At 63.5% G+C, this 23,036-nt stretch carries 24 protein-coding genes; 8 read left to right on the top strand and 16 right to left on the bottom strand.

From position 1 onward, the window contains the following. Nucleotides 1-8: 8 nt before the first annotated feature. The 3 genes from speB (ACERHN_RS18220) to ACERHN_RS18210 are packed head-to-tail and all read right to left on the bottom strand — an operon-like array spanning nt 9 to nt 3,074. Complete coding sequence (speB, locus tag ACERHN_RS18220; RefSeq protein ID WP_415920435.1) at nt 9-950, bottom strand: agmatinase; 942 nt, start codon at nt 948-950, stop codon at nt 9-11. Further along, nucleotides 943-1,911, bottom strand: a complete 969-nt coding sequence (speB, locus tag ACERHN_RS18215) for an agmatinase (RefSeq protein WP_415920434.1) — start codon at nt 1,909-1,911, stop codon at nt 943-945. The genes speB (ACERHN_RS18220) and speB (ACERHN_RS18215) overlap by 8 nt, the downstream gene beginning before the upstream one ends. Then, on the bottom strand, nt 1,911-3,074 hold the full coding sequence (locus ACERHN_RS18210; RefSeq protein WP_415920433.1) for a M20 aminoacylase family protein: 1,164 nt from the start codon (nt 3,072-3,074) through the stop codon (nt 1,911-1,913). The genes speB (ACERHN_RS18215) and ACERHN_RS18210 overlap by 1 nt, the downstream gene beginning before the upstream one ends. 21 nt (nt 3,075-3,095) lie before the next feature. Here ACERHN_RS18210 and mazG point away from each other — a divergent pair, with 21 nt between their 5' ends. Then, on the top strand, nt 3,096-3,965 hold the full coding sequence (gene mazG, locus ACERHN_RS18205) for a nucleoside triphosphate pyrophosphohydrolase (protein WP_415920432.1): 870 nt from the start codon (nt 3,096-3,098) through the stop codon (nt 3,963-3,965). Nucleotides 3,966-4,021: 56 nt separating this feature from the next. On the opposite strand, the gene ACERHN_RS18200 is transcribed toward mazG, so the two are convergent. Continuing rightward, the gene (locus tag ACERHN_RS18200) at nt 4,022-5,290 is read right to left on the bottom strand and encodes a DEAD/DEAH box helicase (RefSeq protein WP_415920431.1); all 1,269 of its coding nucleotides are present in this window, start codon (nt 5,288-5,290) and stop codon (nt 4,022-4,024) included. 238 nt (nt 5,291-5,528) lie between these two features. Here ACERHN_RS18200 and ACERHN_RS18195 point away from each other — a divergent pair, with 238 nt between their 5' ends. The 6 genes from ACERHN_RS18195 (at nt 5,529) to ACERHN_RS18170 (ending at nt 9,676) form a co-directional block, all read left to right on the top strand. After that, a complete protein-coding gene (locus ACERHN_RS18195) occupies nt 5,529-5,897 on the top strand; it encodes a Fur family transcriptional regulator (protein ID WP_415920430.1) in 369 nt (122 codons plus the stop codon). Beyond that, nucleotides 5,894-6,781, top strand: coding sequence for a DMT family transporter (locus tag ACERHN_RS18190; protein WP_415920429.1), 888 nt, complete (start codon nt 5,894-5,896; stop codon nt 6,779-6,781). Before ACERHN_RS18195 ends, ACERHN_RS18190 begins: the two co-directional genes overlap by 4 nt. A 76-nt stretch (nt 6,782-6,857) precedes the next feature. After that, nucleotides 6,858-8,132: a phosphopyruvate hydratase gene (gene eno, locus ACERHN_RS18185; protein WP_415920428.1), complete on the top strand. Its 1,275-nt coding sequence runs from the start codon at nt 6,858-6,860 to the stop codon at nt 8,130-8,132. After that, nucleotides 8,129-8,743 carry a DUF7002 family protein gene (locus ACERHN_RS18180; RefSeq protein WP_415920427.1) on the top strand — a complete coding sequence of 205 codons (615 nt, stop codon included), beginning with the start codon at nt 8,129-8,131 and terminating at the stop codon, nt 8,741-8,743. Before eno ends, ACERHN_RS18180 begins: the two co-directional genes overlap by 4 nt. Continuing rightward, on the top strand, nt 8,736-9,260 hold the full coding sequence (locus ACERHN_RS18175; protein ID WP_415920426.1) for a GNAT family N-acetyltransferase: 525 nt from the start codon (nt 8,736-8,738) through the stop codon (nt 9,258-9,260). The genes ACERHN_RS18180 and ACERHN_RS18175 overlap by 8 nt, the downstream gene beginning before the upstream one ends. Beyond that, entirely contained in the window at nt 9,257-9,676 is a 420-nt protein-coding gene (locus tag ACERHN_RS18170) for a cupin domain-containing protein (RefSeq protein ID WP_415920425.1), read from the top strand. Before ACERHN_RS18175 ends, ACERHN_RS18170 begins: the two co-directional genes overlap by 4 nt. On the opposite strand, the gene ACERHN_RS18165 is transcribed toward ACERHN_RS18170, so the two are convergent. Next, nucleotides 9,657-10,769 carry an anhydro-N-acetylmuramic acid kinase gene (locus ACERHN_RS18165; RefSeq protein ID WP_415920424.1) on the bottom strand — a complete coding sequence of 371 codons (1,113 nt, stop codon included), beginning with the start codon at nt 10,767-10,769 and terminating at the stop codon, nt 9,657-9,659. The genes ACERHN_RS18170 and ACERHN_RS18165 overlap by 20 nt on opposite strands. Nucleotides 10,770-10,832: 63 nt before the next feature. Between ACERHN_RS18165 and tyrS the strand changes: the two genes are divergently transcribed. Continuing rightward, nucleotides 10,833-12,074: a tyrosine--tRNA ligase gene (gene tyrS / locus ACERHN_RS18160; protein ID WP_415920423.1), complete on the top strand. Its 1,242-nt coding sequence runs from the start codon at nt 10,833-10,835 to the stop codon at nt 12,072-12,074. 230 nt (nt 12,075-12,304) lie between these two features. Here the strand turns inward: tyrS and lpxB are convergent, their stop codons facing one another. From lpxB to uppS, 11 genes are all read right to left on the bottom strand, one after another. Next, nucleotides 12,305-13,459: a lipid-A-disaccharide synthase gene (lpxB, locus tag ACERHN_RS18155; RefSeq protein WP_415922766.1), complete on the bottom strand. Its 1,155-nt coding sequence runs from the start codon at nt 13,457-13,459 to the stop codon at nt 12,305-12,307. Further along, nucleotides 13,456-14,358, bottom strand: a complete 903-nt coding sequence (locus tag ACERHN_RS18150) for an LpxI family protein (RefSeq protein ID WP_415920422.1) — start codon at nt 14,356-14,358, stop codon at nt 13,456-13,458. The genes lpxB and ACERHN_RS18150 overlap by 4 nt, the downstream gene beginning before the upstream one ends. Continuing rightward, entirely contained in the window at nt 14,355-15,137 is a 783-nt protein-coding gene (lpxA, locus tag ACERHN_RS18145; protein WP_415920421.1) for an acyl-ACP--UDP-N-acetylglucosamine O-acyltransferase, read from the bottom strand. Before lpxA ends, ACERHN_RS18150 begins: the two co-directional genes overlap by 4 nt. Beyond that, on the bottom strand, nt 15,137-15,601 hold the full coding sequence (gene fabZ, locus ACERHN_RS18140; protein ID WP_415920420.1) for a 3-hydroxyacyl-ACP dehydratase FabZ: 465 nt from the start codon (nt 15,599-15,601) through the stop codon (nt 15,137-15,139). The genes lpxA and fabZ overlap by 1 nt, the downstream gene beginning before the upstream one ends. A gap of 99 nt (nt 15,602-15,700) precedes the next feature. Next, a complete protein-coding gene (locus ACERHN_RS18135) occupies nt 15,701-16,240 on the bottom strand; it encodes an OmpH family outer membrane protein (RefSeq protein WP_415920419.1) in 540 nt (179 codons plus the stop codon). Between the two features lie 3 nt (nt 16,241-16,243). Next, nucleotides 16,244-18,595 carry an outer membrane protein assembly factor BamA gene (gene bamA, locus ACERHN_RS18130; RefSeq protein WP_415920418.1) on the bottom strand — a complete coding sequence of 784 codons (2,352 nt, stop codon included), beginning with the start codon at nt 18,593-18,595 and terminating at the stop codon, nt 16,244-16,246. Nucleotides 18,596-18,716: 121 nt separating this feature from the next. Next, a complete protein-coding gene (locus tag ACERHN_RS18125) occupies nt 18,717-18,842 on the bottom strand; it encodes a hypothetical protein (RefSeq protein ID WP_415920417.1) in 126 nt (41 codons plus the stop codon). A gap of 84 nt (nt 18,843-18,926) precedes the next feature. Continuing rightward, the gene (gene rseP, locus ACERHN_RS18120) at nt 18,927-20,276 is read right to left on the bottom strand and encodes an RIP metalloprotease RseP (protein WP_415920416.1); all 1,350 of its coding nucleotides are present in this window, start codon (nt 20,274-20,276) and stop codon (nt 18,927-18,929) included. 10 nt (nt 20,277-20,286) lie between these two features. Next, the gene (gene dxr / locus ACERHN_RS18115) at nt 20,287-21,447 is read right to left on the bottom strand and encodes a 1-deoxy-D-xylulose-5-phosphate reductoisomerase (RefSeq protein WP_415922765.1); all 1,161 of its coding nucleotides are present in this window, start codon (nt 21,445-21,447) and stop codon (nt 20,287-20,289) included. A gap of 2 nt (nt 21,448-21,449) precedes the next feature. Further along, nucleotides 21,450-22,244: a phosphatidate cytidylyltransferase gene (locus ACERHN_RS18110; protein ID WP_415920415.1), complete on the bottom strand. Its 795-nt coding sequence runs from the start codon at nt 22,242-22,244 to the stop codon at nt 21,450-21,452. Beyond that, nucleotides 22,241-22,999, bottom strand: coding sequence for a polyprenyl diphosphate synthase (gene uppS / locus ACERHN_RS18105; protein ID WP_415920414.1), 759 nt, complete (start codon nt 22,997-22,999; stop codon nt 22,241-22,243). The genes ACERHN_RS18110 and uppS overlap by 4 nt, the downstream gene beginning before the upstream one ends. Nucleotides 23,000-23,036: the final 37 nt, after the last annotated feature.

Below are 23,036 nucleotides of genomic sequence, written 5' to 3'. Positions count from 1 at the left end.
AGGCGTCGTCAGCGATATGTGACGCCCGGCAGAATGCACAACAGCTCAAACAGCAGATTTGCCGCCACCAGCGCCGTATTGCCCGAGGTATCATAGGGCGGCGAGACTTCAACCAGATCGCAGCCTACGATGTTCAAACCGCGCAGCGCGCGGATCAACTGCATCGCCTGCGCCGTGGTCAGCCCACCGATTTCCGGCGTGCCCGTGCCGGGGGCAAAGGCCGGGTCGAGGCTGTCGATGTCATAGGTGATGTAGGTGGGTGTGTCGCCGATATCGCGCCGTACCTCTGCCCCAAGCTGGCTCAGATCGCGGCCCCACAGTTCGGGTGCGAGGAATTGCTGAAACCCCCACCCGGCGGCTTCGGTGAAATCTTCGGCCGTGTAACCGGTGCCGCGCAGCCCGATCTGATATGTTTTTGAGGCGCTTATCAGACCTTCTTCATGTGCGCGCCGGAACACGGTGCCATGTGTTTCCCGCTCTCCGAACATCTCGTCATTCACGTCGGCATGGGCATCGACATGCACAAGCGCCACCGGCCCGTGCTTGGCCGCAATCGCGCGCAAGATCGGCAAGGTGATGGAGTGATCGCCACCAATCGCCATTGGGATCAGGTTGTGCTTGAGGATCGCACCGTAACTCTCTGCGATAATGTGTAAACTGTCGCTCAGGGAGAACGTGTTGATGGCCAGATCGCCAATATCCGCCACCTGCAGGCTGTCAAACGGCGCGGCCCCGGTTTGCAGGTTATAGGGCCGGATCATCGCGGATTCGTTGCGCACCTGCTTGGGTCCAAACCGTGTGCCGGACCGCCATGACGTGCCGATATCCATCGGCACACCCAGGACCGCCACGTCCAGATCATTCATACGCGACGCAGCGGGCAAGCGCATGAACGTCCCCGGCCCGGAAAACCGCGCCAGATCATTGCCCGAAATCGGCTGATTAGGCATCGCCCCGCATCCTCCAGCCCAGCAGCTGGCAAATCTCCGTTGCCACATGCGCCCCGGCAATCGCGGTGGCCCCGGTTGTGTCGAACGGGGGCGACACCTCGACCACATCCCCGCCGCGGATATTCACGCCCGCCAAAGCCCGCAGCAGTGCGGCGGCCTGCGCCGACGACAGCCCGCCCCAGACCGGCGTGCCGGTGCCGGGGGCAAAGGCCGGGTCCAACCCGTCGATGTCAAAGCTCAGGTAGACGGGCCGGTCCCCCACAATCTCGCGCGCGCGCGCAGCCGCCGCCTCTGGCCCGATGCGGTGAAATTCCGGCGCGTCGATGATGTTGACGCCCAACGTGTCTTCGTTGGTGGTGCGAATGCCGATCTGCACCGAGGTTGCGGGGTCCACGATCCCCGATTTCACCGCCTTGTAGAACATTGTGCCGTGATCGACCCGGCTCATGTCATCATCGGCCCAGGTGTCCGTATGCGCATCCACCTGGATCAACGACATCGGCCCATACATCTCGGCATAGGCCTTGAGGATCGGGAACGAAATGTAATGGTCTCCGCCCAGCACCACACTCGCCGCACCGGCCTGCAAGATGCCACGGATATGGCGGGTCAACGTGTCGGGAAAGGCCGGAATGTCGGCATAATCAAACGCCACATCGCCATAATCCACGATCACCCGTTCGCTCAGCACATCAAAGGGCCAGCCATAGGGCGCATCCGGGGCCTGCAACGACGACGCCTCGCGGATCGCGCGGGGACCCAGCCGCGTGCCCGGCCGGTTCGTCACCGCCTGATCAAAGGGCACGCCTGTGACAGCGATGTCCACGCCGGTCAGATCCTTGGTGTAACGCCTGCGCAAAAACGACGTCGCCCCGCCAAAGGTCAGCTCGAACGACGGCCCGCGCGGATCCTCGCGGGTGAACGCGTGATCCATCTGGGACTTGGCATCTTCGAGCGCCATCAGCGAGCCACCGGCTGCGCCATCTCGACCAGACGCGCGAAAAACGACGCGCCATAGGGGGCAATGTCATCGTTGAAATCATATTTCGGGTGGTGCACGCCCGCACCCTCGCCCTGCCCCAGCATCAGATACGCGCCAGGCCGCGCCTCCAGCATATAGGAGAAATCCTCGCTTGCCATGATCGGCGCCGCCGCGCTGACGGCACTGTCACCGACGACATCCGCCGCCACCCGCGCGGCAAAAGCTGCCTTTTCATCGTCATTAATCGTCGGCGGATAGCCATAGTCGATTTCGACCGTCCCGGTGCAGCCAAAGCTGATCGCCTGCGCCTCCACGATCTCCGAGATACGGCGTACGGCCATCTCCTGCACCGCCTTGTCAAAGGTGCGGATCGTCCCGTTGATATAGGCGGTTTCCGGGATCACGTTGTCGGTGGTGCCCGCATGGATCTGCGTCACCGACAGAACGAGGCTTTTGAGCGTGTCGTGGTTGCGGCTGGCCACAGTTTGCAGCGCGCTCACAATGCTGGCGGCGGCCACGACGGGATCAATGCTGGTGTGCGGCTCGGCTGCGTGCCCACCGCGCCCGGTGACATGGATGTGGAACACGTCCGCCGCCGCCATGATCGGCCCGCCCCGCGTGTGAAACGTGCCTTCGGGCAGGCCGGGCGCGTTGTGGATGGCATAGACCTGTTCGATGCCGAACCGCTCCATGATGCCCTCCTGCACCATCACCTCGCCCCCGCCGCCGTCCTCTTCCGCTGGTTGAAAGATCAGAGCGACGCGGCCTGCAAAATTCCGTGTCTCCGCGAGGTACTTGGCCGCCCCCAGCAACATCGCCGTATGCCCATCATGCCCACAGGCATGCATCCTGCCCAGATGGGTCGAGGCATGGGGCACGCCGGTCTCCTCCGTGATCGGCAAGGCGTCAAAATCCGCGCGCAGCCCGATGGTCGGGCCGTCCCCCTGCCCTTCGATGATCGCGACGATGCCCGTTTCGGCAATACCGGGGTGCACCGCATCCACCCCGATCTCTGCAAGCCGCTCCTGAATGAACGCCGCCGTCTTGGGACAGTCGAATTTCAGCTCCGGGATCGTATGCAGATGCTGCCGCCACGCGGTCATTTCGGGACCGAACTCCCCGATACGGTTGATGATCGCCATGGCTGGACTCCCTCGCGTCACATGCGTCACATGGCAGTGAAACGCAAAGCGACGGAGGCTGCAATGGGGGACGACCTGATCCATGACCAGAGCGCGGGGATCGACCGCCTGCTGCACATCATGCGACGGCTGCGCGACCCCGACACGGGCTGCCCGTGGGACATCGAACAGACCTTTGCCACCATCGCGCCCTACACAATCGAAGAAGCCTACGAGGTTGCAGACGCCATCGAGCGCGCCGACTGGCCCGAGCTCGAGGGTGAGCTGGGCGATTTGCTCCTGCAGACCGTCTATCACACCGCCATGGGCGAAGAGGCGGGGCATTTCACCTTTCACTCCGTGGTCACAGCGATTTCGGACAAGATGGTGTCGCGCCACCCGCATGTGTTCGGTGAGGAAAGCCGCGACAAATCCGCCGAACAACAGACCCGCGATTGGGAAACGATCAAGGCGGCCGAGCGCAAGGACAAGGCGCAAGGCGGCGCGCTCGACGGCGTGGCGATGAACCTGCCCGCGCTGCTGCGCGCTGTGAAATTGCAAAAACGCGCCGCGCGCGTGGGTTTTGACTGGCCGCAAACGGATCAGGTGCTGGCCAAACTGACCGAAGAAGCCGCCGAACTCGTCGAGGCGCGCGATACGCTTTCACAGGCCGAAGTGACCGAGGAAATGGGCGATCTGCTCTTTGTCATGGCCAACCTTGCCCGCCATCTCGACGTCGATCCCGAAGAAGCGCTGCGCAAGACGAACGCCAAATTCACCCGACGCTTCGCCGCGATCGAAGCCGCCCTTGCGGCGCAAAACAAGCGCCCCGAAGACAGCACGCTCGCAGAAATGGACGCCCTCTGGGACGCAGCCAAGGCCGCCGAAAAAACCGCCCCTTCTTCTGGCTGAAAATACCACGGGGGGCCGCGCAGCGGCGGGGGCAGCGCCCTCCTGCCACAGTGCAATCACGCCTTTGGCTTGGGCTTGCGTCGCCGACGGTTGCTGGATTTTGACGTCCCCGGCGCACCGCCCGGTTTCCCGCCGGGCCGGCCACCCGGACGCCCGCGCCCACGACCCCGCCCTTGCGGTTTTGCCGCAGGGTCCGGCAGCTCTTCCCACGGACGCCCGGACGCCACCGGAATGGCGATCTTCATCACCTTCTGAATGTCCTTGAGATGCGGCATCTCGTCGGGCGCGCACAGGGCCACCGCCTGCCCCTCCTTGCCCGCCCGCGCCGTCCGCCCGATCCGGTGCACATAGGCCTCCGGCACGTTCGGCAGCTCGTAGTTATAGACATAGCGGACGTCCGGGATGTCGAGGCCGCGTGCCGCCACATCCGTGGCCACCAATACGCGGATCTCGCGCGCCTTGAACGCCGCCAGCGCCCGCTCGCGCTGTCCCTGCCGTTTGTCCCCGTGGATGGCCGCAACCGCGAACCCTGCTTTGTCGAGATTGCGAGCCAACCGGTCCGCGCCATGTTTCGTGCGCGTAAACACCAACGCCCGGTTTTCGCGATGCTTGTCCATCAATTCGATCAACAGCGCCGATTTCTCGGCCTTGGCGATGAAATGCACCTCTTGCGTGACCTTGTCCGCCGCCTTGCCCGGCGGCGACACCTCGACGCGGATCGGCTCGCGCAGATAGCTTTGCGCAATTTCCGCCATCTGTTTGGGCATCGTGGCTGAAAACAGCATTGTCTGCCGGTCGTCGCCCATCAGGCTCGCAATCTTGCGCAGCGCATGCACAAAGCCCAGATCCAGCATCTGGTCCGCTTCATCGAGGACCAGAAAATTCGTCTGGTCCAGTTTGATCGCACGGCGTTCCACCAGATCCAGCAACCGGCCTGGCGTGGCCACCATGATATCCGCGCCCTTGGTCAGACGCTGGATCTGCGGGTTGATCGACACGCCCCCCACCACGATCTGCACGCGCAGGTCGGTGAGGTCGCGCAGCACCTTGGCAATCTGTGCCGCCAGTTCACGTGTGGGTGCCAGCACAAGGCCACGCGCCGATTTCGGCGCAGGGCGCCCCCCCTCTTCCATCAGGCGCGCAATCAGCGGGATGCCAAAGGCAGCGGTCTTGCCGGTGCCCGTCTGCGCCAGCCCCATCACATCGCGCCCGTTCAGCGCGTGTGGAATGGCCTGAGCCTGGATCGGGGTGGGCGTTGTCAGCCCGGCGGCGGCCACACGTTCCGCCAATTTGGGCGGCAGGGCCATCATATCAAAATCACTCATGCGCCCCAGTGACCCCATCCCGCCATGGCGTCAACCTGATTTGCGGCTTTGCAGGCAAGACTTTGCAACTTCTGCCGCACCGCCTTTGCAAAGTCGGTTTGCAAACTCTGCGACTTCAGTTTGCAAACCGGAATGCGCCATTGCCCAATTGCCCCGCCTGCACCGCTTCGCTAAAGACGGCCCCATGACCACACGGCGCGCCACAATCACAGACCGTTGCGAGGCAAACGGCCTTCGCATGACCCAACCACGCCGGGTCATTGCGCAAGTGCTGGAGGCATCCGACGACCATCCGGATGTCGAGGAACTCTATAACCGTGCCAATGCCGTGGATTCCGGCATTTCCATCGCCACCGTCTACCGGACGGTCAAGCTGTTCGAAGAGGCGGGCATTCTCGACAAGCTGGAATTCGGCGACGGCCGCGCCCGGTACGAAGATGCCGAACGCGAGCACCACGACCACCTCATCGACCTGAACTCGGGCGCCGTGATCGAATTTGTCGACGCTGAAATCGAGGCGCTGCAAGAGCGTATTGCCGACAAGCTGGGCTATGAGTTGCGGGGCCACCGGCTCGAACTTTATGGCGTGCCAAAGAAGCGCACGTGAGCACCCCACGCGACAACCTGACCGGGGCCGGCCTGATGGTTCTGGCCATGCTCTGTTTCGCGATCGAAGACATGTTCATCAAATTCCTCGGCGGCGCGATCCCGGTGGGCCAGCTTCTGGCGCTGCTGGGCGCGGGCGGCGGATTGATCATGGCGGGGGCCTGTCTGGTCCAGCGTCAACCGCTGGTGAGCCCCGCGTTGCTCTCCACCCCGGTGATCATCCGCAATGCGGGCGAGCTGTTCGGCACGCTGGGCTTTGTCACCGCGCTGATCCTGATCCCGCTGTCCACGGCGTCAGCGATCCTGCAGACTACACCGCTGATGGTAACCTTGGGGGCCGCGCTTTTTCTGGGCGAACAGGTGGGCTGGCGCCGCTGGGCCGCGATTTCGGTTGGGCTGATCGGTGTGTTGATGATCCTGCGCCCCGGCATGAGCGGCTTTGACTGGAACGTGCTGTTTGCCGTGCAGGGCATGATCGGCCTGTCGATCCGGGACCTTGCCACCCGCCGTGCCCCGGCCACCTTGTCCGCGCTTCAGCTGAGCCTCGCTGCCTTCGTGCTGTTGGTGCCCACAGGCATCATCCTGATGTGGGTCCAGGGCGCAACCTATGCCACACCCACCCCGGGTGAATGGGGCCTGCTGGCCGCGGCGGCGCTGATCGGCGCGTTCTCCTACCGGTTCATCGTGTCGGCGATGCGCATCGGTGAGGTGAGCTTTGTCACCATGTTCCGCTACTCCCGCATGATCTTTGCGCTGGTCATCGGGATGCTGGTGTTTGCCGAACGCCCCGATGCGCTGACCCTGATCGGTGTGGCGATCATCATCGGCTCCGGACTCTATGCGCTCTGGCGCGAACAGATCAGAAAATCCGCCCATGCGACGTAAAACCACCCACCTGACATTTGTGTTAGCGCCAACATCGCGCTAGACGCTGCGTAAACCTGCCCTGAAAGGACCCCTCATGAGCACCATCATCGACATTCACGCCCGCGAAATCCTCGACAGCCGTGGCAACCCGACGGTCGAAGTGGATGTGACACTCGAAGACGGCACAATGGGCCGCGCTGCCGTGCCATCGGGGGCCTCTACCGGGGCTTATGAGGCCGTGGAAAAGCGCGACGGAGATAAGGCGCGCTATAAGGGCAAGGGCGTGCTGGAGGCGGTGACGGCCGTGAACGGTGAGATCGCAGAGGCTCTGCTCGGCATCGACGCCTCCGAACAGGAAGAAGTCGATGCCACGATGATCGAACTGGACGGCACCGACAACAAGGGCCGTCTGGGCGCGAACGCGATCCTTGGCGTGTCGCTGGCCACGGCCAAGGCGGCGGCGGATTGGACCTCGCAACCGCTCTACCGCTATGTCGGCGGCACATCGGCGCGGATGCTGCCGGTGCCGATGATGAACATCATCAACGGCGGTGAACACGCCGACAACCCGATCGATATTCAGGAATTCATGATCATGCCCGTGGCTGCGGACAATATCCGCGAAGCGGTCCGCATGGGGTCCGAAGTGTTCCACACGCTGAAGAAAGAGCTGTCCGATGCGGGGCTGAGCACCGGGATCGGGGATGAGGGCGGCTTTGCCCCCAACATCAACTCGACGCGCGATGCTCTTGATTTCATTCTGAAATCCATCGAAAAGGCGGGGTACAAGCCGGGTGAGGAAATCTACCTCGCCCTGGATTGTGCCGCGACAGAATACTTTAAGGATGGCAAGTATGTGCTTGCAGGTGAAGGGAAAACCCTGACCTCCGCCGAGAACGCCGCCTATCTCGAAGCGCTTGTGAACGATTATCCCATAATCTCCATCGAAGACGGGATGGATGAGGACGATTGGGACGGTTGGAAACTGCTGACGGACGCCATCGGCGACCGGGTGCAGCTTGTGGGCGATGACCTGTTCGTCACGAACCCCGCACGGCTGGCCACGGGTATCGAAAAGGGATGTGCGAATTCCATGCTGGTCAAGGTGAACCAGATCGGCAGCCTGTCCGAGACCCTGCGCGCGGTCGATATGGCGCATCGCGCACGCTACACCAACGTGATGTCGCATCGGTCGGGTGAGACCGAGGATGCCACGATTGCGGATCTGGCCGTGGCCACTAATTGCGGTCAGATCAAGACCGGGTCGCTGGCCCGGTCGGACCGGTTGGCGAAATACAATCAGCTGATCCGCATCGAAGAGATGCTGGGCGAGACCGCCGAATATGCGGGCCGCAGCATCCTGCGGTGAGTGACGCGTTTGCACGCAGCGTGGGCGGCAGGCTCGCCCACGTGACGGCCAGCACCAACGTGCCGCACATTCTGCGCAATGGATTGATGAGCGCGGCGGCCCTGGCCGAGAACGCGGGCGTTGATCCCAGCACCCTGCCCCTGCGCGCGACACGTCTGCGTGTCGGAGACGCGCTGTTGAACCACCAGAAACCGATCGTGCACGGGCTGCGCGCGGCCGAAGCCGTGCTCGAAGGGCACAGTCCGCACAGTTGGGCCATGCAGTTGGATCAGCGCGTGTTTCTCTGGGCCGCGCGCCGGGTGACGCGGTTCGCGGCGTCCTTTGCCCGCAGTGTCGAGACAACCGTTCTCTGGATTGATCCGGTGCGGTTGGCCGCGGCGATGGGGCCGCAGATTGACCTCAGCCCGCTCAATTCCGGCAGTTTCCGCCAAGGGGCCGCGCGGGCGGTGCGCGGCGATTGGCTCTATGTGCCGCTGAGCGATGGGCTGGAGGCGTTTCGGTCGAACAGGATACGGCGCGGCCACGCGCGCACGCGTGATCAGGTACAGGAAGTGTCCTTGCGCGCCCCGATCCCACCGGAGATATTGCGCGAGGTGATGATAAATGACTGACCTGACATTACGCAGCGCTGCGGGGTCGGACATGGACGCGGTGGCGCGCCTGTGCTGGGCGTACCGGGCGCTTTTGTCCGAACGCGCGGCGGGTATTCCGGGCATTGTCGAACGATACTATGCGCGCGCCAGCTATGCCGAGATGATTGCCGATCTGCCGCGCCTGCATGCCCGCCCCCGGGGCGATATCATCGTGGCGGAGGCAGGCGGTCAAGTGGTCGGATGTGCCATGTATTACCCGCTTGGCCCCGCGGGCGTGACCGAGATCAAACGCGTGTTCGTGGACCCCGCGGCGCGCGGGCTGGGAGCCGGGCGCGCGTTAATGACCGAAGGGATGCAACGGGCAGCGGCGGATGGGTATAGGCGCATGGTACTGGATACGATTGCGCCGCTGACCGAAGCCATTGCGCTTTATGAACGGGTGGGGTTTGCGCCTTGCGCGCCGTTCTATGACCCTGACCCCGCCTTTGCGCCGCATCTGCGGTTCTTTGACATCACCCTTGGGACACCATCATGACCGCCGCCGACATCATCGCCCGCCTGAACCTGACCCCGCATCCCGAAGGGGGGCATTACCGCCAGACATGGGTGGCGGAGAATGCGGGCCGACCGACGGGCACCTGCATCTATTTCCTGCTGGCCGAGGGAGAGGCCAGCCATTGGCACAAGGTCGATGCCACGGAAATCTGGCTGTACCACGCAGGCGCGCCCTTGACCCTGAGCCTGAGTGCGGCGGATGAAGGACCTGCGGTGGATCACCTCCTGACCCCTGATCTGGACACAGGCGCGCCGCAGATCATCGTGCCGGAAGGGCACTGGCAGGCCGCGCGCAGTACCGGAGCATGGACCCTCGTGAGCTGTACCGTCTCGCCGGGCTTTCAGTTTGACGGCTTCACGCTTGCCGAACCCGGTTTCACGATCCCGACGGGTTAGAGACGATGCCGCCGCCCACCGCCGCCCGCACACCGGTCGTGCCGGGACACGATGTGGGCAGCCCCCGCGCCACCCGCACCGCGAGATAGGCAAAGGCCTGCGCCTCCAGCATGTCCCCATCGAGGCCCACGGCTTCCACCGGTTCGACCGGGCAATCCAGCGACACGGACAGCATCTGCATCAACACCGGATTGTGCCGACCGCCGCCTGTGACCAGCACATGTGTGGGCGGGCTCGGGCAATGCTCCATGGCCTGCGCCACACCGGCCGCACACATCGCGGTGAGCGTCGCAGCCGCATCCGCATCTTTCAATTCCCGCACCAGCGTGACCATCTCGGCAAAATCGTTCCGGTCCAGTGACTTGGGCGGCATTCTTGAAAAATACGGCTCGGCCAGGAACAGCTCCAGCGCGCCGGTTTCCACGGTCCCGCCCGCCGCAATGCGTCCCCCTTCGTCAAAGGGAAGGCCGCGCCGCTCCTGCACCAGATCGTTAACGGGTGCGTTGGCGGGACCGGTGTCAAAGGCCAGCAAGGCGCCGTCCGCGTCCGGCGTGTCCTGCGCCGGGTTCACCCAGGTCAGGTTGCCCACCCCACCGAGGTTCAGAAACGCCACCGGTGCCTGCGCGCCCATCCACTTGGCACAGGCAAAGTGGAAAAACGGCGCAAGCGGCGCGCCTTCGCCGCCCAGCTCCACATCCGCGCTGCGGAAATCCCACACCACCGGCGTCCCGAGCGCATCGGCCAGCGCGGCCCCGTCCCCCAGCTGCAACGTCCCTTGCATCCGCGGCGCATGGGCAACCGTCTGACCGTGAAAGCCCACCACATCGACATCCGCATACGGCAGCAACGCCGCGCGATGCGCGGCCATCACGACCTGCGTCGCGGGATCCAATGCAGGTCCAGACCATTGCCCCAAAGCCGCGCGCAGGACCGCGCGTTCGTCATCGGTATAGGCGCGGTAGCTGTGTGGTCCAAAGCCGTGAATATCCACGCCATCCGTGTCGATCACCGCCGCATCCACGCCATCCAGCGATGTGCCCGACATCGCCCCAAGTGCTGTGATCACCGTCCCTTTGGCCCGGACCTTATCCATGGTCTTTTCCTTCGCCCCTTGCCCAACTATAGACAGCACGCAGCCCCACCCGAGGACAAGCCCATGACGTACACGCCCCGCTCCGATTTTCTGCATGTGATGCAGTCCCGCGGCTTTCTGGCCGATTGCACCGATATGCAGGCGCTGGACGAGGCGCTGATGACCCCCGGACAGTCCGCCTATATCGGGTTCGATGCGACGGCCAAGTCGCTGCATGTGGGCTCGCTCATCCAGATCATGATGCTGCGCTGGTTCCAGAAGACCGGGCACAACCCGATCACCTTGATGGGCGGTGGGACGACCAAGGTGGGCGATCCATCCTTCCGCGCCGATGAACGCCCCCTGCTGGGCCCGGAACAGATCGACGCCAATATCGCGGGCATCAAACAGGTGTTTTCGGCCTATATCGACTATGACGCCGGCGCGATGATGCTGAACAATGCGGAGTGGCTGGACGGTCTGAACTATCTCGACTTTCTGCGCGACATCGGGCGGCATTTCTCGATCAACCGGATGCTGTCGTTTGAAAGCGTCAAATCGCGCCTCGACCGGGAACAGTCGCTGTCGTTCCTCGAATTCAACTACATGATCCTGCAGGCCTATGACTTCATGGAACTGCATCGCCGCTATGGCTGCATCCTGCAACTGGGCGGCAGCGACCAATGGGGCAATATCGTGAATGGCATCGACCTGACCCGGCGCGTGATCGACGGCGAAGTGTTTGGCCTCACCTCACCGCTGCTGACCACGTCGGACGGCAAGAAGATGGGCAAATCGCAATCCGGTGCCATCTGGCTCAATGCCGAAATGCTCAGCGCGTATGAATTCTGGCAGTTCTGGCGCAACACCACGGATGCGGATGTGGGCCGGTTCCTGAAGCTCTACACCGAATTGCCGCTGGATGAATGTGACCGGCTGGGCGCTTTGCAAGGGTCCGAAATCAACGAGGCCAAGGCGCGTCTGGCCACCGAAGTCACCGCGCTCCTGCACGGCGCCGACGCGGCGGAGGCTGCGGCGCAAACCGCGCGGGACGTGTTTGAAAAGGGCGGCGTGGGCGACGACCTGCCCACCCTGACACTCAGCGCAGGGGACGTGGGCGATGGTATCTCCATCGTGCAGCTGATCGTGAAATCCGGCCTCGCCGGGTCCGGCAAGGAGGCCAAGCGCCTGATCGCGGAAGGCGGCGCCAAACTCAACGACGCCGCACTCACGGATGCAGGCACCATGATCGATGCCGCCACACTCGCCGCGCCCATCAAACTCTCCGCTGGCAAAAAGCGCCACGCACTGGTGCAACTGTCCTGAACCTTGGGTTCGGAGCCGCCGTCGCATGACCTCCAAGAGACGGAGCTGGCGCGCTTGGCCAAGAAAAATCGCCGAGGGGCCCCGCCCGCGGGGAGACGGCTATTTTCCTTGGACAAGGGGGACGGCTCTGTCACGCCAGAGGTCATGCGGGGCGGGTCCGGTCCCTTGGGTAAGGTGGGCCCGGAAGCGCCAAATAAAAAATGTCGTACGCCGTCAGGCGTTCAATTTGGTCACAGCCCGCGCAGCACCGCGCGGGCCGCGCGCAGGCCGGGCGCCTCGCCCCCCTGCCCCAACCGCTCCATCGTCAGCGCCATCGCCGCCCGTTGCGGCTCCGGATCTGCCAAAAGGCCCTGCATCGCCGCAAACGTGTTCTCGACCGTCATCTCATGGCCCACGACCTCCGGCACGACCCGCGTGTCGGTCACATGGTTGATCAGACTGCCCGTGTCTGTCGTGACCATCCGGCTGATGATGGCGCGGCTCAGCCAATGCAGGTCAAACGCGCTGACCATCGGTGTGCCCGCCGCCGCCAGTTCCAGTGACACGGTGCCTGACGTGGCAAGCGCCACATCGGCGGCGGCAAAGGCCACCCGCTTTTCACGCTGAACGGTGTCGATATCCTTGCCCCGGGGGTCGAGCACGCGGGGCTGAAGTGACCACCGCCCCACCTCCTCGATCACAGTATCCGCCACGGACGGTGCAGCGGGCAGGATCATCTGCATCTGCGGATGCGCCGCCTGCAACCGCGCGAGGGTCTCGCCAAAGACCGGTCCCATCCGCGCAACCTCTCCCCGGCGCGACCCGGGCAGGACCAGCATCAACGGTTGCGCATCCTCCAACCCATGTTCGACGCGGAATGCTGCGCATTCGGCCTGACTGGCCCGCGGCACGGTCGCTGCCGGGTGGCCCACGAAATCGCACAGCATGCCTTCGGCCTCCATATACGGCGGCTCAAACGGGAACAGCGCCAGCACATGGTCGATGAACGCGGCCATCTTTTTGGCCCGCCCCGGACGCCAGGCCCACACGGTCGGCGCGACATAGTGGACGGTGCGCACATCGCTTTGCGCCTTGACCAGCTTGGCCACGCGGAAGGAGAAATCCGGCGCGTCGATGGTGATCAGCGCATCCGGGCGTGTCTCGACCACTGCCTCTGCCGTCTGGGCAATCCGGCGTTTGAGGTGAAAATATTTGGGCAGCACCTCCGCAATGCCCATCACGCTCAATTCCGACATGTCAAAGCGGGAGACCAACCCTTCGGCCTGCATCAGCGGTCCGCCCACCCCGTCGAACGTCACCTCTGGCACCAGCGTCTTCAGCCCCGCCATCAACGCCGCACCAAGCGCGTCACCCGACGGCTCACCCGCGACGAGAAAGACCCTCAGCGCACCCACAGGAACACCCCGTTTTCGTTCAGAATGTCGAGCACTTGCGGTTGGTCCAGCACCATCACGCCGCCAGCCTGCAGCACAATCCCGTCCAGTTTGGCCGCGACCACACCGCGTGCGGTGCCGGGGCCAATGGTGGGCAGATCGACGCGCAGGTCCTGCCCCGGCTTGGGCGCTTTGAAAAACACGCCGCCCCGCCCCTTGGCGCGAGCTTCGGCCACAGGGCCGGACAGCCAGTCGGCAGCACTATCGAGCACGCCCCCAAACGCATCCATCGCCAGTCCCAGCGGATCGTCATCCCCCGTGGCCACCGGCGCCACGGGCGTCGATATCAGGTCGCGCAGCATCGCATCGGTGCCACGCGCCCCTTCGCGCGCAATCACAACGCCGTCGCGGATCACGCAGGATTGCCCCTCATCCCGGTGGCCCTGTTCGCGCTGAACCTCTTCGGCCGCGTGCAGCTGGCGTTCCGTCCCCTCCGGCACCGCCACAGCGCCAAGGCTGCCCGCAGGCGGCAACAAACCGGGGGCCAGGTCATGCGCGCCGCGCACCCGGAACCCCTTGGCCTCAAATATCCCAAGCACCGTGCGCAGGGCGCTGTCCTCTCCACCGCCCACGGCGCGCGACAGCGCGGGCAACAGGGCAAGCGTCCGGGCATCAAGTCGGGTCAGGGAAATGCGCGGACGGTCGATGGCGCCGCAGAAACACACCTCTGTCACGCCCCGCTGCGTCAGCGTGCGCAGGAACCCACCCAGTTTTTCGATGCAAAAGGTGATGTCGGGGGACAGCCCGTCCGGCACATGCCCGTCCAACGCGCAGATCAACGGCGCAGCGTCCTGCGCCGCGGCAACCGCAGCCGGAAGTGCACCGCGTCCGGTGATCAGAGCGAGGCTCATCTGGGCGTCAGGAAATGCCGGTCGCTCTCGCCCATGACGAAATCGACGATTTCGCGCACATAGTCGCTGTCGGTTTCGGCACCGAGCCGTTCGGCACGGCTGTGAAAGGTGCCGTCGCCCTGCGCCAACATCTGGAACGCTGCGCGCAGGGCCGTGATGTCCGACCGTGCGACGCCGCGCCGTTTGAGCCCGACGAGGTTCAACCCATCCAGCTCGCCGCGCGGTGCCTGCACGAGGCCGTATGGGATCACGTCATTGGTCACCATCGTGACCGCCCCGATGATTGCGCCCCGGCCAATGCGCACAAACTGGTGCACGCCCGAAAGGCCGCCCACGATCACGTCATCCTCCAGCACGCAGTGTCCGGCAATCGCCGCCGAGTTCACGACGATCACCCGATCGCCGATCATTGCATCATGCGCGATGTGGCAACCGGCCATGAACAAGCCGTCATCGCCAATCTTCGTGACACCGCCACCACCTTCGGTGCCACCATTCATGGTCACGTGTTCGCGGATCCGGTTGCGTTCGCCAATGATCAGGCGACTGTCTTCGCCTTTGAACTTGAGGTCCTGCGGCACCTCACCGATCACGGCAAAGGAAAAGATGGTTGTACCGGCCCCGATGGTGGTCTGGCCGCTGATCACGACGTGGGATTTCAGCTCGACCTCAGGGCCAATCTCGACCCCGGCGCCAATCACGCAGAAGGGACCAACGGTCGCAGTGGGATCAATCCGTGCGCCGTCCTCGACCACCGCAGAGGGATGCACCCCCGCCATCAGCTGGGCATGTCCATCATGGCGGTGAACTCGGCCTCACAGGCCATCTCACCTTCGACCTCGGCCGTGCCCGAAAACTTCCACACCTTGCCGCCGGGCTTGCCGCGTGTGGTGCGCAGTTTCAGCTCCAACCGGTCACCGGGCACCACCATGCGCCGGAATTTGCATTTGTCGATCGCCATGAAATAGACCAGCATGTTCTGATCTTCCATGCCCAGTTCGGTCCCCACCATCACAGCCGCTGTCTGTGCCATCGCCTCGACGATGGTCACACCGGGCATGATCGGTTTGCCGGGAAAATGCCCCTGGAAATGGGGTTCGTTCATGGTGACGTTCTTGATGCCGGTCGCCGATTGAAACCCGTCGATGTCGATCACCTTGTCGATCAACAGGAACGGATAGCGGTGCGGGATCAACCGCTGGATCAGGTCAATATCGGCGGTTTTCAGATCAGTGGACGTCACGGGGCTCGAACCTCTTGCGCTTTGTCGTTCTGTCCCTTGCCTAGCAAGGGGGGGCGTGCGCCGCAAGCAGGGGGCCGCCGGGGTGGCCGGCGGCTGCCGCTATTCCGCGGGCGCTTGGGTCCCGTCACCGATGCGGGCGTCAATCTCGGCGATGGCCCGGTCCGTGATGTCGATGACATTGGCGCTGATGAACACGCGGTCCACTTCGATCACAACGGCTGCGCCGACGTCACGCATGATCGCTTCAAGCACCGGGAGGGCGGCCTGCAAAAACCGGTCACGGTTGTCCTCAAGCAGGCGGGCCGTCGCCTGATTGGCCGCCTCACGGTCACGCCGGATCGCCTGGACACGCGCGTCAAACGCATCTGCCAGCGCGCGGAATTCCTCGGGTGACAGGGTTGCGCGTTGTTCGGTAAGCGCTTGTTCCTCCGCTTCCAGTTCCGCCTCGATCTTCTGGTTCTCGACGCTCAGTGCGGTGGTCCGCGCCTCAACCTCGGTCAGAACACGCTGACCAAACGCGCTGCCACGATAGAGCCGTTCGCTGTCGATGGTCAGGATCGGGCTTTGCACCACCTGTGCCGCGGCGCCTTGCGCCAGCAAGAGCACAAGGGAAACCGCGACAAGCAGGCGCTGCAACATGGGTCAGAACTGGGTCGACAGGGTCAGGTCAAAGCTCTGCTCTTCGTCGAAGTCCTCTTTGCGCAAGGCATTCGAGAAGTTGAAGCGCAGCGGCCCGATGGCCGTATCCCAGAACAGCGAGAAGCCGATGACATGACGGAATGAACCGCTTTCGCCCACGATGTTGCCGCCGGTCAGGTCGACATCATCGAGGTTGTAGAGGTTCCCGATGTCATAGAAGACGCCACCCCGCAGACCGATTTCCTCGGGCAGGCCCAGTGGAAATTCCATGTCAAACCGGGCCGCGACATAGATGTTGCCACCCAACGGGTCCGAGTCGCCCGGCGTGGACAGGTCGCGCGGCCCGATGCCGCCCGGTTCGAACCCACGCAGGATTTGTGGCCCCACAAAGAACCTGTCGATTGTCCGGTTTGTGCCCGACGACCACGCCAAGAGGCCGCCTTCGAGGGTGGCCCGCAGCGTGACCTCTTCGTTGAAGATCCGCCGCTGTCCCACAATCCGTCCTGTCGTGCGGATGTATTCCGCATCACCGCCGAGCCCTGCAAAATCCTGGCTGAACTCCAGCAGGATGCCCGCGTTCGGATCAAGCCCGGTGTTCCGCGTGTCATACCGGTAGGTGTACCCGATGGAGGAGGCAAACTGCTCGCCCGCATCAATTTCACGTTGCACCACGGCCCCGTTTGCAACGGGATCACGCGCCAGCAACTCATCCTGGCGGGCGATGTAGCGCAGAGCCAGCGTGCTGTTTTCACCGGTCCGGAACGTCAGGCTGGGCGAAAACCGCAAGCTGCTGCTGTCATAGTTGGCGAAGCTGCTGTCCGCCTCGCTGAATTGCAGGTCCACACCAAGCGCCACGTCGCGGCCCAACAGAGCCGGTTCGATAAAGTTGATGCCGTACCGCTCGGATTCTTCCGCTGTAGACAATGTCAGACCAAGGGTTTGACCCCGCCCGAGGAAGTTGCGTTCGGTAAAGCCGATCGCAACACCAAAGCCGTCATTGTTCGAGAAGGTCGCACCAAAGTTCAGCGACCCGGTGGGTTGCTCTTCGACGTCAACGTCAATCACCACCTGGTCCGCGGTCGAGCCTTCGCGCGCATTCACGTCAGCATTGCCGAAGTACCCAAGCGCGCGGATGCGTTCCGCCGCGTCGCGGATTTCACGCGGATTGAATGGGTCACCTTCCGCAATGCGGAACTGGCGACGGATCACCTGATCCAGCGTGGTTGTGTTGCCTTCGATGTCGATGCGTTCCACGAACACCCGCTGTCCGCGCGTCAGGACGAATTCCACATCCAGCGTCAGGTCACGGTCATTGCGCGAAATGCGCGGCTCAACCCGCAGGAAGTTCACGCCTTCGCGTTGCCCCTGCCGTTCCAGCCGGCCCAACTCGGCCTCCACCAGCGTCGGCGAATAGGTGACGCCCGGCTTCAGCTTGAGAATTTCGGTATAGGTATCCGGGTCCACGTCGGGGCGGTCACTGCTGACCGTGATTTCACCAAAGCTGAACTGCTGCCCCTCTTCGATGTTGAACACCAGAAAGAAGCCATCGCGTTCTTCGGTCAGTTCGGCATTTGCGCCGATGACACGGAAATCCACGTATCCGCGCGAGCTGTAAAAGTCGCGCAACAGCTGCTGGTCGAACGCGATCCGGTCTTCGACCAGCGTGTCGGAGCGAATGAGCGTGCGGAAGATGCCCGCCTGCTTGGTGTCGAGGATCCGCCGCAGACGACGGTCGGAATAGACGCGGTTGCCCACAAACGTGATGCGTTCGATTTCGATCACACCGCCTTCGAACACCTCATAGATGACATCGACGCGGTTGTCGCTGCGCCGGATGATCCGCGGCGTGACACGCGCCGCAACGCGGCCCTGTGCGACATAAGCCTCAGAAATGGCGGACGCATCGCGTTCGGCTTGCGCCGGATTGAACACGCGACGTTCCTGCAGCTGGATGATCGCGCTCAGCGCTTCGTCATCGACGCGGCGGTTGCCCTCGAACGCGATGCGGTTGACCGTTGGCAGTTCCACCACTGTGATCAGAAGCGTGCCGCCACGCGGTTCAACCGAAACATCTTCGAACAGACCGCTGTTTTGCAGGTTCTGGATCACGTCGTTGACCTGTCCGGCAGACAGCGTCTGTCCCGGAGCGATTCCAGCCTGTTGCAGGATCGCGGCATCCCCGATCCGCGTGTTTCCTTCGATCTGGATGGTTCCAAATCGGAAGGTTTGCGCGTCGGCAGACAGGCCAAGGCCCAGCCAAACGACTGACAAAATAAAGAAAAAACGAATAGCTCTCGCTGCGCGGTGCAGGTGTGACAGCACCTGTGGGCCCGCGCCCCTCAACCCCAGTCCCATGGTGTATTCCCACGTGTTCAGACACTCTATGTTGTTGTGAGTATCGGGATTGCGGGGGCTTGTCAAAACCCTGAAATGGAAAGGATTGTGGATAAGTCGGAAACGATGGCGTCCGGGGCCGTCAGAGACCGCCCAACCATGCGCCCGCACCCAATGCAACCGCCAGTGTCACGGCATAAAGCGCGCGATCCGCGTTCAACATCATCAACAGGCTCAGGCCACGATATCCGGTTTGCAGGGTCTGCATGTGCTCATCCTTTTGGTTGCGCGTGTGTTACCAAGCGAATCCGGCGGGATGTTGGAACAATTGTGGCCGAAATGGGGCAACCGGTCAGGGACAGAACAAATCGTTGCCAAGCGCGAACACCATGAGCGACAGCACCATCGCCAGCCCCGCCGCCATCAGGATACGCAGCGCGCCATCGCTTGGCGGACGGCCCGTCACAGCCTCATAGGCATAGAACACCAGGTGTCCACCATCGAGCGCGGGGATCGGAAACAGGTTCAACAGCCCGACAGCCGTGGACAGCACCGCAATGAACCAGATGAAGCTGACCGCGCCCTGGCTCGCCATGGTGCCCGATACCTGTGCGATGCCGATGGGACCCGACAGGTTGCAGGTGCTGATGGCACCCGTGATCATGTGGCCCAGCCCCGAGATAGAACCGGTGATGATCGACCAGGTCTGTGTGACGCCGCCCACAATCGCCTGGCCGACGCCGGGGGCCTCCGTGGCGGGCTCAAAGGCGTTGCCGCTCGCGATGCCGATGCGCCAGACCGTGGCAAAACCGCCGCCCGGCTGCGGTTCATCGGTGCGCTTGGGGTTAAGCGTCTTTTCCAGCATCTCACCGTCGCGCCACACCGACAGGGTCAGCCCCTGCCCGTCCGACGACTCAACCGCCGTCTTGAGCTGGTTGAAGGCAAAGACCGGCGCGCCATCAATGGCGGTGATCACATCGCCGCGCTCCAGACCGGCGGCGAGTGCCGCACTTTGCGGGGTGACTGTGTTCACCAGCGGCGGACGCAAATAGGGCGCCTGTGCCACCATACGCTCGCCTGCCCGCTCAATCGTGTAATCCAGTGTCGGGTTTTGCGGCAGGTCCTGCATAAACGCGGCATAGGCCGGGTCCTCAAGACTTGGCACCGGTGCGCCGTTGATCTCGAGCACGACGTCACCGGGCTGCAATTCCTGCACTTCCGCGGGCAGCGGGCGCAGCTCACCCACCGTGAGCGGGTCGCGCAGCACGCCGGTCGAATAGCCCACGGTTGCAAACACGATGATCGACAGCACAAAGTTGAACACAGGCCCAGCAGCAACGGTTGCCGCGCGCGCCCACAGCGGTGCGCCATGCATCGTGCGGCGCAATGCGGCCGGATCAGCCGCGACCGCTTCCATCGCCTCTTCATCCTTGCCCGACGCCGCGTTCGCATCGCCTGCAAATTTCACATAACCGCCGAACGGAAGGACCGCGATCTGCCACTTGGTGCCGCGCCGGTCATACCGGCTAAAGAGCACCGGGCCAAAGCCGATGGAGAACACATCCGCATGGATGCCCGACCAGCGGCCCACGATATAGTGGCCGTATTCATGGATGGCCACGATCACGCTGAGCGCGACGATAAAGGCCACAATGGTCCAGGTCAGGCCGCCAAAGCCCGAAAGAAGCGCCGCTATGTCCAAAGGATCACCCTTAAAGTTGCTCGATTATGTGTTGTGCACTGTGCCGTGCCATTTGGTCCGCGTGCCGCACATTATCAAGGGTCATTGCGGCATCAATGAGGCCGGGATCAAGGGTGTTCAGCACCTCTTCGACCACTTCTGCCATCTGGGGAAAGCGCAAAGTCCCGGCGATAAAGCCGTCCAGCGCGGTTTCCTTGGCTGCGTTGAACACAGCCCCCGCAAGCCCGCGCCGTGCCATGACCTCGCGCGCCAAACGCAACGCGGGCCAACGTGCATCGTCAGGTGCGCGGAAGGTCAGCGCGCCAATCTGTGCCAGATCGAGCCGTTCGACCGGCAGATGGGACCGATCGGGCCAGCTGAGTGCATAGCCGATGGCGTGACGCATATCCGGCGGCCCCACATGCGCCATCAGCGCCCCGTCATGAAAACCGACCATAGCGTGGATCAGGGATTCGGGGTGCACCAACACTTCAATCTTGGCCGGATCGACGCCGAAATATTCCCGTGTTTCAATGAGTTCCAGCGCCTTGTTGAACATGGAAGCGCTGTCGATGGTGATCCGCTGACCCATGTCCCAGTTCGGGTGGGCCGAGGCCTGTTCCAGCGTGGCCCCTGCCAGATTCTCGAGCGGCCAGTCGCGGAATGCGCCGCCCGATGCGGTGATGATCACCCGCTCCACCGCGCTCATGTCCTCACCAACCAGCGCCTGGAATACCGCGGAATGTTCGCTGTCCACAGGTAGGAGGCGGGCGTCGTGTTTGCGTGCGGTGCGCAGGATCAACTCGCCCGCGCAGACCAGTGATTCCTTGTTGGCGAGCGCCAGCGTCGCCCCCTGCTCCAATGCGGTCAGACCCGGTTCCAGCCCGGCTGCGCCCACAATCGCGGACATCACCCAATCGGCGGGCCGTGACGCCGCTTCGATCAGGGCGTCGGTCCCGGCGGCGGCGGCCACGCCAGACCCTGCCAGCGCGTCGCGCAAATCCTGCAGGCGGGTCTCATCCGCCGTGACCGCCACATCCGCCCCAAGGCGGATCGCATCCTGCGCCAGTTGGGCGATGTTGCCGGCCCCGGTCAGGGCCACCACGTCATAGTCGTCGGGCGCACGCGCAATCAGGTCGATCGTGTTCTGACCAATCGACCCGGTCGCGCCAAAGATCGACACCCGCCGCACCGTCACAGCACGCTCCACGGAAAGCCGAACCCGATCTCCAGCACCAACAGGCCCAAGGCCGCCCCCAACATCCCGTCGAACCGGTCCAGAAGGCCGCCGTGACCGGGGATGAGGGTCGAGCTGTCCTTGACCCCGACGCGGCGCTTGATCGCGCTTTCCGCGATATCGCCCAGTTGCGATGCAAAGCTCAGCAGGACAGAGGCAAGGATCAGCGCGCCCATGGCCCCCGACCCGACACCGAACAGGACGCCGACACAAGCCGCCGCGAGCCAACCCGCGGATGTCCCGGCCCATGTTTTCTTGGGGCTGACGGATGGCCAGAACTTTGGCCCGCCGATCAGGCGCCCGGCGAAATAGCCTGCCACATCCGTGACAACCACCACCAGCACCAGCCACACCATCCAGCCAAAGCCCAGATCATCGCGCACATGCGCCATCCCCCAGCCTGCCAATAGAACCAGCGCGGAAAACCCGAAATAGATGCCCCGGTCGCGTTTGACCCGCCCCAGCCCGACCAGCACCCCTGCCGCCAGCAAAGGCACCGCATAAAGCGTCGGCACATAGGTGGCCAGCAACACGGCCAGCCCGGCAATCGCCCCAAGCTGAATGGCCGTTCCGGGTGTGTCGGGAGAGAGCATACGCACCAGTTCCCAGACCATGAGACCGCAGATCACGGCGATCAGCACATGGAACACGTCACCCCCCAGCCAGATGCCCGCCACTCCGATGGCCACCATCGCCGCCCCGGAGCCAAGCCGCAGGCCCAGATCGGACCATCTGCTTTCGCCCGCGCTCATAATTTGACCCCGCCAAACCGTCTGTCGCGTGCGCCATATTTGGCGCAGAGCCGGGTGAATTCCTCACGCGAGAAATCAGGCCATAGCGTGTCCACGAATTCATATTCGGCATAGGCCGACTGCCAGAGCAAAAAGTTCGAAATCCGCGCCTCGCCGCTGGTGCGGATCACAAGATCCGGGTCCGGCAGAACATACGTGTCGAGGAACTTGACCAAGGCCGCCTCATCCACGGTTTCGGGATCAATCCGCCCCGCAGCCACTTCGCGGGCCAGACGTTGCGTGGCGCGCGCCACCTCGTCCCGACCACCGTAGTTCAACGCGATGGTGAGGTTCACGCGGGTGTTGCCGGAGGTCAGAACCTCCAACTCGTCCATCAGCTTGATCAGCTTTTTGTCCAGCCGCACACGGTCCCCGATAAAGCGTACGCGCACGCCAAAATCATCCAGCGCACGGGCTTCCTTGGCAATATAGCGGCGGAACAGGCTCATGAGGCCGGCGACCTCGACCTGCGTCCGTTTCCAGTTCTCGGTGCTGAAGGCAAAGATGGTCAGGTATTCGACCCCGATATCGGGGCAGGTTTCCACCACCTCACGCACGCGGCGTGCGCCTGCGTGATGGCCAAACAGGCGTGGCCGCCCCCGCTGCGTTGCCCAACGTCCATTGCCGTCCATGATGATGGCGACATGGCGCGGGCCGGTATGTGCGGGGTCTGAGATGGTGTGATCCTTGGTTTGTGCAGGCTCTGTCTTTGACATCCGCCCCCCTGCTGTCCGGGGGGTAAGTATTGCGATG

Source organism: Tateyamaria rhodophyticola (genome assembly GCF_047777875.1).
Classification (GTDB): domain Bacteria; phylum Pseudomonadota; class Alphaproteobacteria; order Rhodobacterales; family Rhodobacteraceae; genus Tateyamaria.
The sequence above is the reverse complement of the archived record's forward strand: the minus strand, read 5'-3'. Positions and strand labels throughout refer to the sequence as shown.

Coding starts and splice junctions, on each gene's coding strand:
- ACERHN_RS18200 (WP_415920431.1), bottom strand. CDS start 5,290: ATGAGTGATTTTGATATGATGGCCCTGCCGCCCAAATTGGCGGAACGT.
- ACERHN_RS18175 (WP_415920426.1), top strand. CDS start 8,736: ATGACTGACCTGACATTACGCAGCGCTGCGGGGTCGGACATGGACGCG.
- ACERHN_RS18210 (WP_415920433.1), bottom strand. CDS start 3,074: ATGGCGATCATCAACCGTATCGGGGAGTTCGGTCCCGAAATGACCGCG.
- tyrS (WP_415920423.1), top strand. CDS start 10,833: ATGACGTACACGCCCCGCTCCGATTTTCTGCATGTGATGCAGTCCCGC.
- ACERHN_RS18125 (WP_415920417.1), bottom strand. CDS start 18,842: ATGCAGACCCTGCAAACCGGATATCGTGGCCTGAGCCTGTTGATGATG.
- ACERHN_RS18170 (WP_415920425.1), top strand. CDS start 9,257: ATGACCGCCGCCGACATCATCGCCCGCCTGAACCTGACCCCGCATCCC.
- uppS (WP_415920414.1), bottom strand. CDS start 22,999: ATGTCAAAGACAGAGCCTGCACAAACCAAGGATCACACCATCTCAGAC.
- ACERHN_RS18195 (WP_415920430.1), top strand. CDS start 5,529: ATGACCCAACCACGCCGGGTCATTGCGCAAGTGCTGGAGGCATCCGAC.
- mazG (WP_415920432.1), top strand. CDS start 3,096: ATGCGTCACATGGCAGTGAAACGCAAAGCGACGGAGGCTGCAATGGGG.
- ACERHN_RS18150 (WP_415920422.1), bottom strand. CDS start 14,358: ATGAGCCTCGCTCTGATCACCGGACGCGGTGCACTTCCGGCTGCGGTT.
- bamA (WP_415920418.1), bottom strand. CDS start 18,595: ATGGGACTGGGGTTGAGGGGCGCGGGCCCACAGGTGCTGTCACACCTG.
- lpxA (WP_415920421.1), bottom strand. CDS start 15,137: ATGGCGGGGGTGCATCCCTCTGCGGTGGTCGAGGACGGCGCACGGATT.
- speB (WP_415920435.1), bottom strand. CDS start 950: ATGCCTAATCAGCCGATTTCGGGCAATGATCTGGCGCGGTTTTCCGGG.
- eno (WP_415920428.1), top strand. CDS start 6,858: ATGAGCACCATCATCGACATTCACGCCCGCGAAATCCTCGACAGCCGT.
- speB (WP_415920434.1), bottom strand. CDS start 1,911: ATGGCGCTCGAAGATGCCAAGTCCCAGATGGATCACGCGTTCACCCGC.
- ACERHN_RS18135 (WP_415920419.1), bottom strand. CDS start 16,240: ATGTTGCAGCGCCTGCTTGTCGCGGTTTCCCTTGTGCTCTTGCTGGCG.
- ACERHN_RS18165 (WP_415920424.1), bottom strand. CDS start 10,769: ATGGATAAGGTCCGGGCCAAAGGGACGGTGATCACAGCACTTGGGGCG.
- ACERHN_RS18110 (WP_415920415.1), bottom strand. CDS start 22,244: ATGAGCGCGGGCGAAAGCAGATGGTCCGATCTGGGCCTGCGGCTTGGC.